The sequence below is a fragment of the Cohnella panacarvi Gsoil 349 genome (assembly GCF_000515335.1).
GTDB classification, from domain to species: Bacteria; Bacillota; Bacilli; order Paenibacillales; family Paenibacillaceae; genus Cohnella; species Cohnella panacarvi.
The window spans coordinates 4525409-4542077 of sequence record NZ_KI911563.1; the positions used below are offsets into that span (position 1 = coordinate 4525409).

Below are 16669 nucleotides of genomic sequence, written 5' to 3' on the forward strand. Positions count from 1 at the left end.
TACGCCTCGCGTTAAGAGGAACGAGTGGACGGACGCCCAAGCAGGGTGCTCGTCAACTAGGGTGGTACCACGGGAACTTAACCTCTCGTCCCTAGCGATAACGCTAGCGACGCGGGGTTTTTTTACATTTCGAGAGGGGTTTACGCACATGTCACAGGATAATCAGCAAGGCTACAGGCCACAGACCATTGAACCGAAATGGCAAAAGTATTGGGATGAGAATAAGACGTTCCGCACGACCGAGGATGCTGCCAAGCCGAAATTTTACGCGCTCGATATGTTCCCGTATCCGTCCGGAGCGGGGCTGCACGTCGGCCACCCGGAAGGATACACGGCCACCGACATCGTTAGCCGCTTCAAACGGATGAAAGGCTTCAACGTCCTGCATCCGATGGGATGGGACGCGTTCGGCTTGCCCGCCGAGCAATACGCGCTGCAGACGGGACGCCATCCGCGCGAAATAACGGTGGAGAACATCAACAACTTCCGCCGTCAGATCAAATCGCTCGGCTTCTCGTACGATTGGGACCGCGAATTCAGCACGACCGATCCGGATTACTACAAGTGGACGCAGTGGATTTTCATTCAATTGTATAAAAAAGGATTGGCGTACGTCGCGGAAGTGCCGGTGAACTGGTGTCCGGCGCTGGGCACGGTGCTCGCGAACGAGGAAGTCATCGACGGACTGAGCGAGCGCGGCGGCCATCCGGTTATCCGCAAGCCGATGCGCCAATGGATGCTCAAGATTACCGAATACGCGGAGCGTCTGCTCGAAGATCTCGAGGAGCTCGATTGGTCCGAGAGCATCAAGGACATGCAGCGCAACTGGATCGGCAAATCGACGGGCGCGGAAGTTACGTTCGCCATCGACGGCCATGACGCCGCGCTTACGGTGTTCACGACTCGTCCGGATACGCTGTTCGGCGCGACGTATTGCGTGCTGGCTCCGGAGCATGAACTCGTGAGCGCCATCGCCTCGGCCGAGCAGAAAGCCGCGGTCGATGCTTACGTGGAAGCGGCAGCGCGCAAGAGCGATCTCGAGCGTACGGATCTGGCTAAGGACAAGAGCGGAGTATTCACCGGAGCTTATGCCGTAAATCCGGTTAACGGCAACAAAGTCCCGATCTGGATCGCTGATTACGTCCTCGGGGGTTACGGCACGGGCGCGATCATGGCCGTACCGGGCCATGACGAGCGCGACTGGGAGTTCGCGAAGAAGTTCGGCTTGCCGATCGTGGAAGTCGTGGCGGGCGGCAATGTCGAGGAAGCGGCGTACACAGGCGATGGCACGCTGGTGAACTCGGAGTTCCTGAACGGGAAGAACATGGCGGACGCGATTGCCGCGATGATCGCGCACCTCGAGAAGATCGGCAAGGGCAAAGGCAAAGTCACTTACCGTCTGCGCGACTGGCTGTTCAGCCGCCAACGCTATTGGGGCGAGCCGATCCCGGTCATTCACTGGGAAGACGGCACGATGAGCACGGTCGACGAGTCGGAGCTGCCTCTCTTGCTGCCGGACGTCGATGCGATCGAACCGTCCGGCACGGGCGAATCGCCGCTTGCGAACGTTGAAGAATGGCTGAACGTCGTCGATCCGGTTACGGGCAAGAAGGGCCGCCGCGAGACGAACACGATGCCGCAATGGGCTGGAAGCTGCTGGTACTACCTGCGATTCATCGATCCGAAGAACGCGGACGCGATCTGCTCGCCGGAGAAGCAGAAGGAATGGTTGCCGGTCGACCTGTACATCGGCGGCGCGGAGCACGCCGTCCTGCACTTGCTGTACGCGCGCTTCTGGCATAAAGTGCTGTACGATATCGGCGTCGTGAACACGAAGGAGCCGTTCCATAAGCTCGTTAACCAAGGCATGATCCTCGGCACGAACAACGAGAAAATGTCCAAATCCCGCGGCAACGTCATTAACCCGGACGACATCGTCGGGGAATTCGGCGCCGATACGCTTCGGATGTACGAGATGTTCATGGGCCCGCTCGAGGCGACGAAGCCGTGGAACACGAACGGAGTGGAAGGCGTTTACCGGTTCCTCGCTCGCGTCTGGCGGTTGATCGTGGACGAGGGCGGCAAGCTGAACGAGCGGATCCAAGACGTACCGGGCGACGATTCGTTCCGCCGCACGTGGCACAAGAGCCTGAAGAAAGTCGGCGAGGACTACGAGGCGCTTCGCTTTAATACGGCGATCAGCCAGATGATGATTTTCGTCAACGACGCCTACAAAACGGAAGTGCTTCCTAAGGAAGCGTTGAAGAACTTCGTGCAGATGCTGTCGCCGATCGCGCCGCATATCTCCGAAGAGCTGTGGGAGAAGCTTGGCGAGCAAGGCTCCGTCACCTACGCTCCGTGGCCGGAGTATGATCCGTCTTTGGTCGTCGATGCCGAAGTCGAAATCGTCGTGCAAGTGAACGGCAAAATCGCCGACCGCGTCAGCATCGCAGCCGACCTCGACGAAGCGGGGATGCAAGCGATCGCGATGGACAGCGAGAAGGTGCAAGCGCTCATCGCCGGCAAAACCGTCCGCAAAGTCGTCGCCGTCAAAGGCAAGCTCGTTAACATCGTGGCTAACTGAGGCTAGGCAGTTCTGCAAGCCGCGTTGCTGAGGCAAACCTGAGGAACATTCAATCGCATATTGGCATTGCGTGAAGCACACGCCGTTTGTCCCTTGTCGGGGCAGGCGGCGTTTTTATTTTCTGGCGTAGGGAGAGTGGGTCTGGCGGTGCTGGAGGAAATCATTGACAAGTATATTGAGGAACAGCGCGCAAGCGCGCGGGGGCAGAGAAAGGAGTTGCTGGAACGCGACTTGACCGGGACGAAGAAATTGCTCGAGCATTTGTGGACGGTTCTGGTATCATTCGAGGGGATTACGCTCGAGTACGAATTTGTCGGAGCGAACGGCGAGCGCAACTACATTGACGTGTATTACGAACCGCTCGCGATCGGCTTCGAATGCGAAGGGTTCGTCCCTCACGCGGAGACGATCACGAGACGCAGGTTTTCTTAGGAAAGGCGCCGCGTTCGCAGACAAGCGAAGCTTCGGATCGTCTACTATCCGTTCAGCAAAGACGAGCTGGACAACGAGCCCGAGATGTGTCGTCAAGACCTGCGCGAAATCATCGGTATTCATGGAAGTGTCGCTGGCAGCCGGGCGATGGAACAGCTCTCGGTCTACGAACGCGAAGTGCTCCGCTACGGCCTTCGATTGATGCGCCCGCTCAAGCTGGAGGACGTGAAGTATTGTTTGGGGTGCGCTCATGAGTTTGCTAGAAAGATAGTCAGAGCATTGGTAGACAAAAAATTGCTCAGTCCAATTCGCGCCGGTAAGCAAAGAAATCATGCCTACCAGATAATGCCCCTAGCAAAGGATTACCTATTCGGGTGATTGTGCGATCCCATCAAGTTACAAAGACCTATGTGGCGGCGATGCACGAATATAGCGCGGAGAGACCGAGTTACTGGAACGTAAGTGGCGGCGATGCACGAAATAGCGCGGAGAGACCGAGTTTCTGTCCAACAAAAAAGCTCTATCGCAAGCGATAGAGCCTATGCTCTCTCCTCTATGTTCGTTCCCGAGGGAACAAGGAGCCTTCGACGCGGTCGAGGTCTTCGGCGAATTTCTCGTGGGTGGTGTTCAGCACATCCATGAAGGCGCCGCGCGTCGACTTGCGGAGTACATCCAACGCGACTTCGGTTATGCCGCCGGGGACGGTTACTTTCGCTTGAAGCTCGGCGGGGGTGCAAGGATATTCCAGCAGCAACCGGGCCGTCCCGAGCATCATCTCGCTGGCCAGCGATGTCGCGGTCTGACGGTCCATGCCCATCGATACGGCCGCGAGGATGAAATCATCGAGCAAGTAAGCGAGGAACGCCGGCCCGCAGCTCGACAAGTCCGATGCCGCGCGGACTTCTTCCTCTTCGATCTCGATCGGACGGCTAATCGAAGAGAATAAGCGCAGCAGCTCTTCCCTGTCGCCGGCACTCAGCCGCGAACCCCACATGAACAGCGTAGCTCCGCTTCCAACGCCGTTCACGACGCTGGGGATGATCTTGGCGACTTTGCAAGGGAGAAGTTCTTCCAGTTGAGACAGCTTCACTGGGCTCGTGATCGAGATGACGATCTGGTCCGGCGTTAGCGAAGAGGCAATCTCCTCGATGACTCTCCGATAATCCATAGGTTTCACGCAGAGCACGACAAAGTCGGAGTCCATTACGGCTCCCCGATTGGAGCTTGCAAGCTGCAAACCCGGATAGCGTTCCGCGAGAGCCGAGAGTTTGGAGCGGGTGCGGGAACTCGCTACGATTTGGGTTGGCTGCAAAGCGCCGCTGCGTATGAAGGCGCCCATGAGCAGACTTCCCATGCTTCCCGCGCCGATAAATCCGATTCTCATTTCCGCAGACCTCCTCCGGCACCTCTGATCTTCACCTCATTGTATGAAGATAAGGTTGGCCGACATGACGGTTTTCGAAGCCGCTAACAAAATTCCGAGAGAAGGGTGATAACGGATGACACGCAACATGCGAACTCGTCTGGCGATAGGGTTGGCGTTGATTGGAATCGCGTCGATCGCGGTCGGATGGTACATGGCAAGCAAGCCTGATTCTTTGTCGGGACAATGGCAGCCGATCAACTCGCAACTGACCGATGCGTTGGAATCACTGAGCGCAACAGATCCGGCCAAACCTGAAATCGAACCTGCATCCGTTCCCGCAACCGTCCTGCCAACACCTGAACCAACTATTGACACTGTACAGCCCAGCCCGGCGCCCTCCCCGGAACAGTCCGAACCAAGCGACGCAGTATCGACACTCGAAACCCGGCTTAATTTGAACGAAGCGACGACGACTCAACTGGAAAGCCTGCCGGGCATCGGACCGTCGAAAGCCAAAGCGATTATCGCTTTTCGAGACCTCCGCGGAGGTTATCGTTCAGTCGACGAATTGCTTGACGTTAAAGGGATCGGCCCGAAAATGCTGGAGAAATTGCTGCCCGAGGTTTATGTCCCTTAATCCGAGCGATAAACTAGGCTTTGCACTTGCGGGAAAATGTGAGAGAATACGAGAGATGGCATTGATTTCTCAAATATAGGAGGCTTGTCAAATGACGAAGGAAAACTCGTACTCATTGGAAACACTGGCCGTACACGCAGGACAGCAGTTGGATCCCGCAACGCTGTCGCGGGCGGTTCCGATCTATCAGACAACGTCGTACGGATTCCGCGATACCGATCATGCTGCCAATTTATTCGCGCTTAAGGAATTCGGCAACATCTATACGCGGATCATGAACCCGACTTCCGACGTATTCGAGCAGCGTGTTGCCGCCCTCGAAGGCGGCGCGGCGGCACTCTCCGTCGCGTCCGGACAAGCAGCCATTACATATTCCATCTTCAATATCGCCGGAGCCGGGGACGAGATCGTCTCGGCATCCAGCTTGTACGGCGGAACGTGGAATTTATTTTCCCACTCGCTGCCGAAGCTTGGCATTAACGTCAAGTTCGTAGATCCCTCGAATCCGGAAAATTTCCGCGCGGCGATCACGCCGAAGACGAAAGCGATTTTCGCCGAGACGATCGGAAACCCTCGCGGAGATATTATCGATATCGCCGCGATCGCATCCATCGCGCATGATAACGGCATTCCTCTAATCATCGATAATACGTTCGCTTCCCCGTACCTGTGCCGTCCTCTTGAACACGGAGCCGACATCGTTCTTCATTCGGCTACCAAATTCATCGGCGGCCACGGAACGTCGATCGGCGGCATCGTCGTCGACGGCGGCAAATTCGACTGGAAAGCAAGCGGCAAGTTCCCAGGACTTACGCAGCCGGACCCGAGCTATCACGGCGTCGTCTATACCGATGCGGTCGGTCCGATCGCTTATATTATTAAGATGCGAGTACAGCTCCTGCGCGATATGGGAGCCGCGATCGCGCCGTTCAACTCGTTCCTGCTTCTGCAAGGCTTGGAGACGCTGCATCTGCGCATGGAGCGCCATAGCAGCAACGCGCTCGCGGTCGCGAAATTCCTCGAAAGCCACCCGGCGGTCGAGTGGGTCAACTATGCGGGCTTGCCGAGCCATCCTTCCTACGAGCTCGGTCAGCGTTACTTGCCGAACGGTCAAGGCGCGATTATGACGTTCGGAATCAAGGGAGGCGTCGAAGCCGGCAAAAAAGTAATCAACGCGGTGAAGCTGTTCTCTCACCTGGCGAACGTCGGCGACTCCAAGTCGCTCATCATTCATCCGGCGAGCACGACTCACCAGCAGCTGTCCGAATCCGAGCAAACGGCGGCAGGCGTGCAGCCGGGTATGATTCGCCTATCGGTCGGGACGGAAGGCATCCAAGATATTATCCATGACTTGGAGCAAGCATTGGCCGCAAGCCAACAGTAAAATAACGTTACCGGAGGAACTAACGCATGACTTCCCTTCGCAAAGACTGGGATACGTATTTTATGGATATCGCCTTCATGGCGTCCACGCGTTCGCGCTGTCCGAGACGGCATGTCGGAACCGTGCTCGTGCAAGGGAAAAAGCTTCTCGGTACGGCTTACAATGGCGCGCCGATGGGCGTTCAAGATTGCTCCGAGGCGGGCTGCATGATCGTCGAGGAATTCGTTCCGACAGAGGGCGCCATGGTGAAGAAGGAGCGGTGTATCCGCACGATTCACGCCGAGCAGAATCTGCTGCTGTTCACGGATCGCGTCGACCGCGAAGGTTCGGTCGTGTACGTCACGGATCAGCCATGCTGGACTTGCGCGAATATGCTCGCCAATAGCGGCGTCGCGGAAATCGTCTACCATCGTCCGTACCAGAAAGACTTCGATAAGGTGAACGAGCTCATGCAGCAGCGAGGCATCGTTTTCCGCCGGACCGCGAACTATGTGCCGCCGTCGGATACCGAAGTCATTGACGCATTCTAATCCATACCATTCAGGGGAAGAACCTCTTGGCCGATTGCGGCTAAGAGGTTTTTTCGTATGTTCGTAGGGGGAACGAGAGTGAACAGAAGACCGTTAGTCGCGATCGCCTGCTGCTTCGTGACAGGGACCGCGATCCCTTCGGCGTGGCCGAGTGCCGGCGGCATATACGCCCTGATCGGAATTTCCTTATTGCTCGTCGCGCTCGGTGCGATGGGCGTCGCCCAATGGAGCATTGCAACTCTCTGTCTGGCGGGATTGCTCGTCGCGACGGTCGAACGGCAATGGGTCGATGATCGCAACGCGACGAGTGTCTCTATTCCGAATCATGCGACGGAAGCCGATGCGTCGATCGCGGGACTCATCGTTTCCCCGGTCGAAGTCGACGGGGATCTCGCTGCGTTCAAGCTTCGAGCGGCAACGATCGCGTTCTCCACGGGGGCTAAGCCTAGCCGATTGTCGGAGTCCATCATGGTACGCGTGAAGCTCGCCAAGCAAGAGGAACAAGGAACGGCATCCGGATGGCAGCGCGGAGACAAGATTCAGTTGACAGGCGTACTCGCCCAGCCTGGGGATGCAGGCAACTTCGGCGCTTTCGATTACCGCGAGTATTTAAGAAAACAAGGCGTGTTCTGGACGCTAACCGCCAAAGGCGCCGAATCCGTGCAAGTGATCACAGGCCGGATTCCGCTGTTATACAGACCGCTCAGAGGATTGGATCAGTTCCGCGAACATATCGGTGCTATGATGGATCGACTCTATCCGCACGGGGATGCCGGCTATATGAAAGGTCTCGTAGCGGGAATTACCGCGGATATCGACCCCCGGCAATACGATGATTTTGCGAAGCTGGGCCTTACGCATATCCTTGCCATCTCGGGCCTGCACGTCGGCGTTATCGTGTTCATTCTGCTTCGATTGGGCGATTGGTTGAGGCTGACGCGAGAGAGGACGATAGACGTTACGATCGTCATGATGCCTGTCTATATGCTGGCCACCGGCGCGTCTCCGTCCGCGATCCGCGCCTGCTTAATGGCGATGCTCGCACTCTGGCTTGCCCGAAGGCATCGGTTGAAGGACGGCTTGCATCTGCTTGCGGCAACCGCGGTCGTCATGCTCCTCTGGAATCCGCTTCTGATCGAAGACGTTAGCTTTCAACTTTCTTTCATCGTAACGGCCGGGTTGCTGCTGTTCGTTCCCGTCGTTACGGCGTCCCTCCCGCTGCCGTGGCCGTGGCTACGCGCTTCGATTGCCGTAGCGTTAACCGCCCAAGCCGTCTCTTTCCCGGTAACCGTCTATTATTTTCATGCCGTTCATTCGTTGTCGCTGCTAGCCAACTTCGTGCTCGTTCCGTTCGTCAGCTTCGTGATTTTGCCGCTAGGCATGGTTTCGGTCGCATTAGGGGCGATAGGGGAGCCGCTCGGCAAACCGCCTGCGATGCTGGCGACGCTCGGCAACGAGCTTACGTTCAAAGTCGTGGACGTGCTGGCGACGCTCGTAAGGCTGCGAACGGCATGGCCCCAGCCGAGCTTCGAGTGGGTGTTGGCCGGATTCGCCTGCATGTGCGGCGTCGCGGCGCTCCTTCATCGGCGTCAGAGGCGCATCCAAGAGGATCGTTGGCTGGAGTCGCGAGACGAGTCTGCGAGAATGCAGGCCGAGCGGCAATCGGCGACGATCCGGCCGGAAGTGGGGCACCCCGTATTTCACCGCTCCCCTATGACTGTACGGGCGTTGTCGATCGGACTTACGGCGTTGATCGTTCTTTGGATCGTCTGGGGTTTACGTCCAAGCTGGACGTCGGACGAAGGCAAAGTGATGTTCCTCGATGTGGGCCAAGGGGACAGCATTCTCATTCGTTCGGGGCATGGCAAGCATGTGATGATCGATACGGGAGGAGCGGTCAGCTTCAACAAGAAAGGGGACGAATGGCGAGTGCGAAGCGACCCGTACGAGGTCGGACGCAAGCTGCTCGTGCCGCTGTTGTTGCAAAGAGGCGTAAGGCAGCTGGATGCGCTTGTGCTCACGCATCTCGATGCCGATCATATCGGCGGGGCAGCCGCGGTGATCGAGAATATTCCCGTGCGGGCGCTCCTGTTCAACGGGACGTTGCGGGATTCCCCCGGGGCAATCGCTCTGTTCGAACTGGCCGTCCGAACAAAAATTCCCCTGTATGCGGTTCACGATGCAACGAGCTGGGAGGTTGACGATTCGTTAAAGCTCGAGGCGTTATATCCGGCGGCTGAGAGGCACCTCATGAACGGAGTTCCGATCGAGAATGAACAGAACGCTAACAGCGTCGTGCTGCTCGCCACCCTCTACGGGCGTACCTTCTTGCTGCCTGGCGATCTCGAAGCGGAAGGGGAGCTGAGCATTGTGGCGAATAGACGAGCATTCGCCGCCGTCGATGAGCCGGTCGATGTCCTGAAAGCCGGCCACCACGGCAGCCGAACGTCGACGACGCAGTCTTGGCTCGACTATTGGCGCCCGACGGAAACCGTGATCTCCGTCGGGCGGAATAACCTGTACGGACATCCTCATCCTACGGTCGTCGAGAGGCTGGAGGAATCGGGCACGAACATCGTTCGAACGGATCGGAAAGGAGAAGCCCAATATCGCGTTTATCCCGACGGGACGATGGAACGACGGACGAAAAGGCTGTTATAATAGAAAAATATGATCTTACTATACTTAGAATAGAAGAGGCAACCCCTATGGATGATAGGTTGAATTGGGCGGGCAACTATCGCTACGGCTCGTCGAAAATCATGGAACCGGGAAGCGTCGAGGAAGTAAGGGAAGCGGTTGCGCGCGCAGACCGGATCCGCGCGCTCGGCTCGCGGCACTCTTTTAACGGGATTGCCGACACGGAAGGGACTCAGCTCTCGCTTCGTAGGCTGAATCGGGTCATCGAGCTGGACAAGTCGCAAGGGACGGCGACCGTCGAAGGCGGCATTCGGTATGGCGAGCTGTGCCGCTATCTGAACGAGCAAGGCTACGCCTTGCACAACCTGGCTTCGCTGCCGCACATTAGCGTAGCCGGCGCCGTTGCGACCGCTACGCATGGCTCGGGCGATCGGAACCAAGGCTTGGGAGGCGCCGTCCGTTCCCTCGAACTCGTGAAAGCGGACGGAGAAACCATCGCGCTGACGCGCGGTGCGGACAGCGAGTTCGACGGGGCAGTCGTCGGGCTCGGAGGGTTGGGCGTCGTGACGAAGCTTCAGCTTGACGTCCTACCTTCGTTCCAAGTGAGCCAGACCGTATATGACGAGCTTCCTTTATCGGCGCTTGAAGACGGGGGCGTGGACCGAGTTTTCTCTTCCGCGTACAGCGTCAGTTTATTCACGAATTGGGAAGGCCCGACGTTTAATCAAGTTTGGGTGAAGCGGAAGCAGAGCGGCGAGCACGAGGAGGACGCCCTGCGAGCGTCAACCGATTTCTTCGGGGCGGCGGCCGCTCCGGCCAAGCGGCATCCCGTTCCCGGCCAATCGGAGGTGAACTGCAGCGAGCAGTTCGGCGTTCCGGGGCCGTGGCACGAACGATTGCCGCACTTCCGCATGGCGTTTACGCCGAGCGCGGGCAACGAGCTGCAAAGCGAATATTTCGTGCCTAGGCGGCACGCATTCGATGCGTTGAAAGCGCTGGAACGGTTGCGCGAGCATATCGCGCCGCTACTCTACATTTCCGAAATTCGCACGATCGCTGCCGACGGCTTCTGGATGAGCCCGTGCTACAAGCAGGACAGCGTAGGCTTGCATTTCACCTGGAAGCCGGAGTGGGAGCGAGTCCGCCAAGTGCTGCCGCTGATCGAGCGGGAGCTGGAAGCGTTCGACGTGCGCCCGCACTGGGGAAAGCTGTTCGCGATGGAACCGGGCAAGGTTCAAGCTCGGTATGAGCGGCTGCAGGATTTCCGCGACATGCTGCTTCGTTACGATCCGGCCGGAAAGTTCAGGAACGCGTTCCTGGATACTTACATCATGCATTCATAGAACAACAGCAATGAGCCGCACCCTCTGTAAGAGGGGCGGCTCTGTCATCGTTCGAGCTACTTTGGCGCATACTTCACGTTCGCCATCATCGCAAGCAGAATCGGGCGAGCTTTGTCCAGCTCCGCCAGCTTGTAAGCGATCTCGACGTATACCCGGTGATCGGCATCGTACTCAACCAGGAAGTAATCCGTCCTCGAGTCGGAATCCGACTCCCGCGCGGCCGTGCCCGCGTAGTTAAGAACGACGGCGAGATCGTCCTCGTAGGTTAGCGGAACGTCCGGCGCGTCATCACGGAACGTAAGCGATCCTTTGCCTTTCATCAAATCATACGAAACCTTTCCGTCGCTCCGCTCAACAGGCGTCGCGTTGTTAGGCAGGAACAGCCCGAAGTTCTCCGTATCCGTCTGATGCCACTGCGAGTATATATCGTACCCGCCGACCTGCATCCGCAACGATCGAATGCGGTCGAAGAGCAGCGTGTCGGTATGGGGCGGCTGCGTTCTATACCGATATTCGTCGCGATTCAAGTCCGTCGCCAGCTCCGGTTGAACCTCGAACTGCGGCGTTGGTACGCGTTCTAGTACGTCCCCTTGTTCCGAATAACGATAGCTGCGGATATCGTCTCCCGTCACCGCGTTGAACGTATGGGTCAGCGGATCGTAAACGAGAGAGTCCGGATACGTCAATCCTAACGGATCATAGACTTCGGCGGATCGAATCTCGCTGCCGAATTTTTTGTAAAGGGTAACGGAACTGCTCTTGGAACGATGCGTTTCGACGAACTCGCTGCGCCCGTCTCCGTCGAAATCCGATTCCACTCCAGGGATATCCGTACTGAATTCGGTCGCGGCGGAACCCCCGTCGAACCGGACCCATACCGAATAGGCGCAGTTAGGCACGATACAACCGTTTCCGTTGATCCTCACGTGAGGCTCCCCGAACAATGTACTGTTCTCTAGTGAAAATTGGTTCAATAAGCCGTAGCCGAAATCGTAGAACTGGTCCTCCGGCGTCGAATCCAGCTTCGTCTCGAACGATACGGCAAGGTGCGGCAGCTTATCGTCCGGAGTCGTCGTATAGCTGTAGAAAGTGCCGATTCCCTCGAAACGTTTGCTGGCCGTAACCGTAACGGACGCCTTAAGCATGCGCTTCATTTCCGTATAGCGAGTCTCGCTAGGCGCGAGGGAGACATAGGCGAGCGCGACGGCTTCCTGCGGCGTCACGGCCTGTACCCCCGCAACGCCGGCATCGTCCGCGTCCGCGCCTTCCAGCGCCCATATCGCAACCGCAACGCATACGATTAACGCGGCAGCCGCTGCAGACCATTTATGCCATACTTTACTACGTCTCCCTCCGCGGGCGATTGCGCCGTTCACCGCCTGCTTCATCTCATCCGTGAACACGAGCCTGTTTTCCAACCGGCCTCGCGCGCGCCGATACCAATCGGGTTTAACGCTGTTCATGTTCCCACCTCTTTAACTGAGCTTCGACCTTCTGCCGCGCCCGGTGAAGCCTGGATTTAACCGTGCCTTCCGGAATGCGGAGCAAACCGGACATCTCCTGAACCGACAGTTCGTGCCGCAGATCGAGGACAAGCGCCTCGCGCAGCTTGTCCGGCAACGACATCACGATGCGCCAAATATCGTCGGCGGATTGCTTTCCGATATAGGCGGCTTCCGCGGACATTGCCGTCTGTCGCGGTTTAACGCTGGCGAACGACAGCACTCGGCGAATATAGCTCGAAGACAAGTAGTTGAGGGCCAAGTTGCGTGCAATCGCGAACAACCACGTTTTCAAACTGGACTGCCCGCGGTAGGAATCGATCTTATAATGCGCCTTGATGAACGTCTCTTGCGCGACGTCCTTGGCCAGCTCCCTGTCTTTCGTAATGGCATAGGCGTAATTCAGCACATCGTCGCCGTATTCGTCCATCAGCTCGTCAAGGGTAACCGCTTCGACGGCGCTGACGTGCTTCAAATATTCCAGCCCCATTCGCTCACCTCCAACCTATTAGACAGAATCGGACCGATGGGCGTTCCGTTATCTTCCTCTTTTATTATCCTGCATAATACAATAGGCGGATTCGTTCAAATTTGCTAGACTGAACTATGGATGATAGAATCGTTTGTCTAATCTTTCTAATAACAACGTTGCAACCTTTCGGCGGACATCCGCGTCTGAGAGGGTGCATGGGAGGTGGATCTTCGTGATCGAGCCGGCTCTCATCAAATCCGCGCAAGCGGGAGATCGGGAAGCTCTCGTGGCGCTGCTTCGCGAAATCGAGAATCATGTTTACCGCACGGCGTATTACTTGCTGAACCACGAGCAGGACGCGATGGATGCGGCGCAAGAAGCGCTTATACGGATTTATACGAAAATCAACACGTACGAAGAAAAAGCCCAGTTTCGGACATGGGTCCAGAAAATCGTTACGAATATTTGCATAGATAAATTTCGGCGCAAGCGTCCGTCCGTATCGATCGACGAGCATGAATTGGTGTTCGAGTCGAGGGACAACGTAGAAACCGAGGTGCTGACGGCCTACGCGGCAGAAGAAATTCGCGAAGCGATCGGCAAGCTGCCTGAGCATCATCGCAGCGTCGTCGTGCTCCGTTACTTGCAGGATTTTTCGTACAACGAAATCGCGGACTCGCTCGATCTGCCGCTCAATACGGTCAAGTCGTACTTGTTCCGGGCTAGGCAACAACTGCAAACTTTACTCCATGATTATCAGAAAGGTGGTGTCCGGGGATGAATTGCCAAGAGGTGATGGAACTCATGCAGCGTCATGTGGATGGGGATTTGGATCAACAGGAAACCGCGCTCATGACGGCTCATGTCGGCGGATGCCCGGAGTGCGCCGTTATGCTGGAGCGACTTCAGCGGCTATCTGATGATTTATCGCTATTGCCTCGAGTCGAGCCGAAGTTCAGCATCGTCGACGCGATCTTACCTCAGTTGGTTCGGCTTGAATCGGAACGGCTGAGCGAATCGGCGGAAGACAAGACCGATACGAAGGCCGTCGTTCCACGGTTGCGTTCCGAACGTCCGCGGGGGCGTCTGCTGCGCAGATGGTCGGGGATCGTGGCTGCCGGCATCGTTGCGGGCCTGTTGTTGATCTCTCAGCAGCTTCAATTGTCTAACGACCATAGCGATAATGACGCGGCGGCGCCGGGAGAATTCGGAAACGCGGCATTCAGCGTGAAGGCTCCGGAATACGCAGCCACGATGGAAGACGGCGAGGCCCCGGCAGCGGCGCCCGAAGCGGGCGTATCCGAGCGGAGCTCGTCCGCGAAGATAGCGCCGGACTCGGTGGCGGGCGGCGCAGCCCAAGAAGCCCCGGCGGCATCGGAGCAGGCGATCGATAACGGCAGCGCGGCATCGATCGCGGAGCCCGGCATCAATAGCGTCGAGGTGGGCGATCAGTACGGAGCCAACGCGTTCGTGACTCCGTCCATCGGCTCCGATGAAGAGACCAAGTCGAAAACCTCGGATGTAAATTCGATCAACGGTTTAACCGCCCAGGTAACGGCGCTCGTCTCTCCCGACGGCCTGTGGCGCGCCGTCGCGTACGAAGGCGACGGAACGCTCCGGATCTACGCGACGAAGGACGACAGCTTAGTATTCGAGTCCGAGCACCGCGCGGGCTCGCTCACGGGCCTCGCATGGGAACCGGAGAGCGAACAGCTGACGTATACTTGGATCGATGAGCAGGGCAATAAGAAGAATCTTGCCTATAACGCGGACGAAATACGGGAATTTACGCCTTAAGACGAGTCACCTATCCCGCACCTCCAGCGTATAGTATACGGAGAGAGTTGACGTTCGTTCGATCGGACGGCGTCACGGTCGTTCGCGCACGGTACCATGGACCGGCCGGCGAACGTTGATATAGATGTCCGAGAACAAAGGGATCATGCCGAATGGTAGGCGTGATCTCTTTGTTGTGTTATTGTGGGTTAAGGAACTAACTCAACGTATCACGCAAGCGAAGAAGGAGCATGCAGGATGGATGCCAAACAAGCTTTTCGCATGATCAAACAGGGCCAAGTCGCGCCCGTATACATATGCTTCGGAACGGAATCCTATTTAATGAACGAATTTATCGAGCGGCTCGTCGAGAAGCTCGTGGAGCCGGAGCATCGGGAGATGGCGCTCGTCCGGTTCGATACGGGCGAGTCGCCGGTCGATGCGATTCTCGAAGAAGCGGAGACGCTGCCGTTCCTCGTCCCGAGCAAGGTCGTGCTCGTGCGCGACAGCGTATTGTTCGCATCGGGGAAAGAATCGAGCAAAGTCGAGCACCGTCCCGAACGGCTGCTGGCGTATCTCGAGCAGCCGTCTGAGACGACCGTGCTCGTATTCCTCGTCCCGCACGAGAAGCTGGACGAACGCAAGAAACTCGTCAAAGCGGCCAAGGCCGCAGACTTCGTCATTCCGTTCACGCCTTTGTCGGCCGAAGAACTCGCGCAATGGATTCACAAACGCGCGACCAGCCGCGGCAGAACGCTGGCGAAGGACGCCGGAGAGGAACTGCTCAGGCGCGTCGGCACCGACATGCATTCGCTTGCGGCGGAGATGGACAAGCTCATTCTGCATGCGGGAGCGGAAGGCACCATTACGCTCGAAGCCGTGAACGAGCTTGTCATGGTCGCCACGGAACAGAACGTGTTCCGATTAACCGAAGAGCTTGCCGCGCTCAGAACGGGCCCGGCAATCGCCCTATACTACGATCTCCTCCGGCAGCGCGAAGAGCCGATAAAGCTGATGGCTCTCATGGTGCGGCAATTCCGCAACATGCTGCATGTCAAGGAGCTTGCCGGCCAAGGCTATTCGCCGCAGCAGATGGCCGGACAACTCGGGCTGCATCCTTATGCGGTTAAGATCACCGCGGAGCAGGCCCGCAAGTTCAGCCTGGAGCGACTGGCGACGCTGCTCTCGGAGCTCGCGGACCTCGATTACGCGATGAAGACCGGCCAAATCGACAAGACGCTCGGGCTCGAGCTCTTCCTGCTCAAGACGAGTTCCGCCGGCGCGAGTTAACCGCTCGTCCAAGTAACAACCATTCGCAGTTATTTTAGGCAATAGGCTTCAATGAGCAATGAATACCAACGATTTGCAGTTATTATTATACAACGTGGTCATTCTCATGTCGGAGTTGCTAAATAACTACCTATATGTGTTAATAATACACTGACATACGATCCGACCGAGTTTAACTGCAGATGATTGTTATTTGACATCTATGCTACGGGCATGAGTATGTCCGAGCGATTTCCATGCAAAAAGCCATCCCCGAGAGGATGGCTTTTTCGTCGGCTAACCGTATCCGAAAGAGAGCGGTTAACCCATATGCATCAGGCACAAGCTTACGCTTGCGCGGACAATGCGTTCAATTTTTTGGCCAGACGGGATTTTTTGCGGGCGGCTGCGTTCTTGTGAACGAGCCCTTTCGTTACCGCTTTATCCAACTTCTTCTGAGCCGCGACCAGCGCCGCTTTAGCAGCAGCAACGTCCGTTCCGACTACTGCTTGATCGGCAAGTTTAACGGCCGTACGCAGTGCGGACTTCTGCGAAGCATTGCGCAGACGGCGAGCTTCGTTCGTTTTCGTGCGTTTGATAGCGGATTTGATGTTCGGCATTCTTTTCACCTCCTGAAAAACAGAAGTATTTCTCCACACAACTTGTAACATTCTATCATGGAGGGGGGTAAATAGCAAGGTATATGTCCCGCCAGCATGCCGGATGATCCCGTA

The 16669-nt window shown here is 57.1% G+C and carries 15 protein-coding genes and 1 other annotated feature (1 of these 16 only partly in view); of the genes, 11 read left to right on the forward strand and 4 right to left on the reverse strand.

What is annotated here, in order from left to right:
* Positions 1–96, forward strand: a binding site (T-box leader); it begins 155 nt to the left of the window's first position.
* 52 nt (positions 97–148) lie between these two features.
* From leuS to COHPA_RS0121580, 3 genes are all read left to right on the forward strand, one after another.
* Complete coding sequence (leuS, locus tag COHPA_RS0121570) at positions 149–2584, forward strand: leucine--tRNA ligase (protein WP_027088225.1); 2436 nt, start codon at positions 149–151, stop codon at positions 2582–2584.
* A gap of 135 nt (positions 2585–2719) precedes the next feature.
* Positions 2720–3016 (forward strand): hypothetical protein, encoded by a 297-nt coding sequence (locus COHPA_RS0121575; protein ID WP_156926720.1) that lies wholly within the window; start codon positions 2720–2722, stop codon positions 3014–3016.
* A gap of 84 nt (positions 3017–3100) precedes the next feature.
* A complete protein-coding gene (locus COHPA_RS0121580; protein ID WP_027088227.1) occupies positions 3101–3394 on the forward strand; it encodes a hypothetical protein in 294 nt (97 codons plus the stop codon).
* Between the two features lie 175 nt (positions 3395–3569).
* Here the strand turns inward: COHPA_RS0121580 and comER are convergent, their stop codons facing one another.
* Complete coding sequence (gene comER / locus COHPA_RS0121585) at positions 3570–4400, reverse strand: late competence protein ComER (protein ID WP_027088228.1); 831 nt, start codon at positions 4398–4400, stop codon at positions 3570–3572.
* Between the two features lie 115 nt (positions 4401–4515).
* On the opposite strand from comER, the gene COHPA_RS24700 reads away from it, so the two are divergent.
* The 5 genes from COHPA_RS24700 to COHPA_RS0121610 all read left to right on the forward strand — a co-directional run bounded on the left by COHPA_RS24700 (position 4516) and on the right by COHPA_RS0121610 (position 10916).
* Positions 4516–5019: a ComEA family DNA-binding protein gene (locus COHPA_RS24700; protein WP_027088229.1), complete on the forward strand. Its 504-nt coding sequence runs from the start codon at positions 4516–4518 to the stop codon at positions 5017–5019.
* A 91-nt stretch (positions 5020–5110) separates the two neighbouring features.
* Positions 5111–6403 carry a homocysteine synthase gene (locus tag COHPA_RS0121595; protein ID WP_027088230.1) on the forward strand — a complete coding sequence of 431 codons (1293 nt, stop codon included), beginning with the start codon at positions 5111–5113 and terminating at the stop codon, positions 6401–6403.
* A gap of 26 nt (positions 6404–6429) precedes the next feature.
* Positions 6430–6933 carry a deoxycytidylate deaminase gene (locus COHPA_RS0121600; RefSeq protein ID WP_027088231.1) on the forward strand — a complete coding sequence of 168 codons (504 nt, stop codon included), beginning with the start codon at positions 6430–6432 and terminating at the stop codon, positions 6931–6933.
* 78 nt (positions 6934–7011) lie between these two features.
* The gene (locus COHPA_RS0121605; RefSeq protein ID WP_169733290.1) at positions 7012–9594 is read left to right on the forward strand and encodes a DNA internalization-related competence protein ComEC/Rec2; all 2583 of its coding nucleotides are present in this window, start codon (positions 7012–7014) and stop codon (positions 9592–9594) included.
* Between the two features lie 47 nt (positions 9595–9641).
* Positions 9642–10916, forward strand: a complete 1275-nt coding sequence (locus COHPA_RS0121610) for an FAD-binding protein (RefSeq protein WP_027088233.1) — start codon at positions 9642–9644, stop codon at positions 10914–10916.
* A 56-nt stretch (positions 10917–10972) separates the two neighbouring features.
* On the opposite strand, the gene COHPA_RS0121615 is transcribed toward COHPA_RS0121610, so the two are convergent.
* Entirely contained in the window at positions 10973–12379 is a 1407-nt protein-coding gene (locus tag COHPA_RS0121615; protein WP_027088234.1) for a hypothetical protein, read from the reverse strand.
* Positions 12366–12908, reverse strand: a complete 543-nt coding sequence (locus COHPA_RS0121620) for an RNA polymerase sigma factor (RefSeq protein ID WP_027088235.1) — start codon at positions 12906–12908, stop codon at positions 12366–12368. Before COHPA_RS0121620 ends, COHPA_RS0121615 begins: the two co-directional genes overlap by 14 nt.
* A gap of 214 nt (positions 12909–13122) precedes the next feature.
* Here COHPA_RS0121620 and COHPA_RS0121625 point away from each other — a divergent pair, with 214 nt between their 5' ends.
* The 3 genes from COHPA_RS0121625 to holA all read left to right on the forward strand — a co-directional run bounded on the left by COHPA_RS0121625 (position 13123) and on the right by holA (position 15956).
* Positions 13123–13671: an RNA polymerase sigma factor gene (locus COHPA_RS0121625; RefSeq protein WP_027088236.1), complete on the forward strand. Its 549-nt coding sequence runs from the start codon at positions 13123–13125 to the stop codon at positions 13669–13671.
* The gene (locus tag COHPA_RS0121630) at positions 13668–14687 is read left to right on the forward strand and encodes an anti-sigma factor family protein (protein ID WP_027088237.1); all 1020 of its coding nucleotides are present in this window, start codon (positions 13668–13670) and stop codon (positions 14685–14687) included. The genes COHPA_RS0121625 and COHPA_RS0121630 overlap by 4 nt, the downstream gene beginning before the upstream one ends.
* 237 nt (positions 14688–14924) lie before the next feature.
* Positions 14925–15956: a DNA polymerase III subunit delta gene (holA, locus tag COHPA_RS0121635; RefSeq protein WP_027088238.1), complete on the forward strand. Its 1032-nt coding sequence runs from the start codon at positions 14925–14927 to the stop codon at positions 15954–15956.
* A 326-nt stretch (positions 15957–16282) separates the two neighbouring features.
* Here holA and rpsT read toward each other — a convergent pair whose 3' ends face one another.
* Positions 16283–16555: a 30S ribosomal protein S20 gene (gene rpsT / locus COHPA_RS0121640; RefSeq protein ID WP_027088239.1), complete on the reverse strand. Its 273-nt coding sequence runs from the start codon at positions 16553–16555 to the stop codon at positions 16283–16285.
* Positions 16556–16669: the final 114 nt, after the last annotated feature.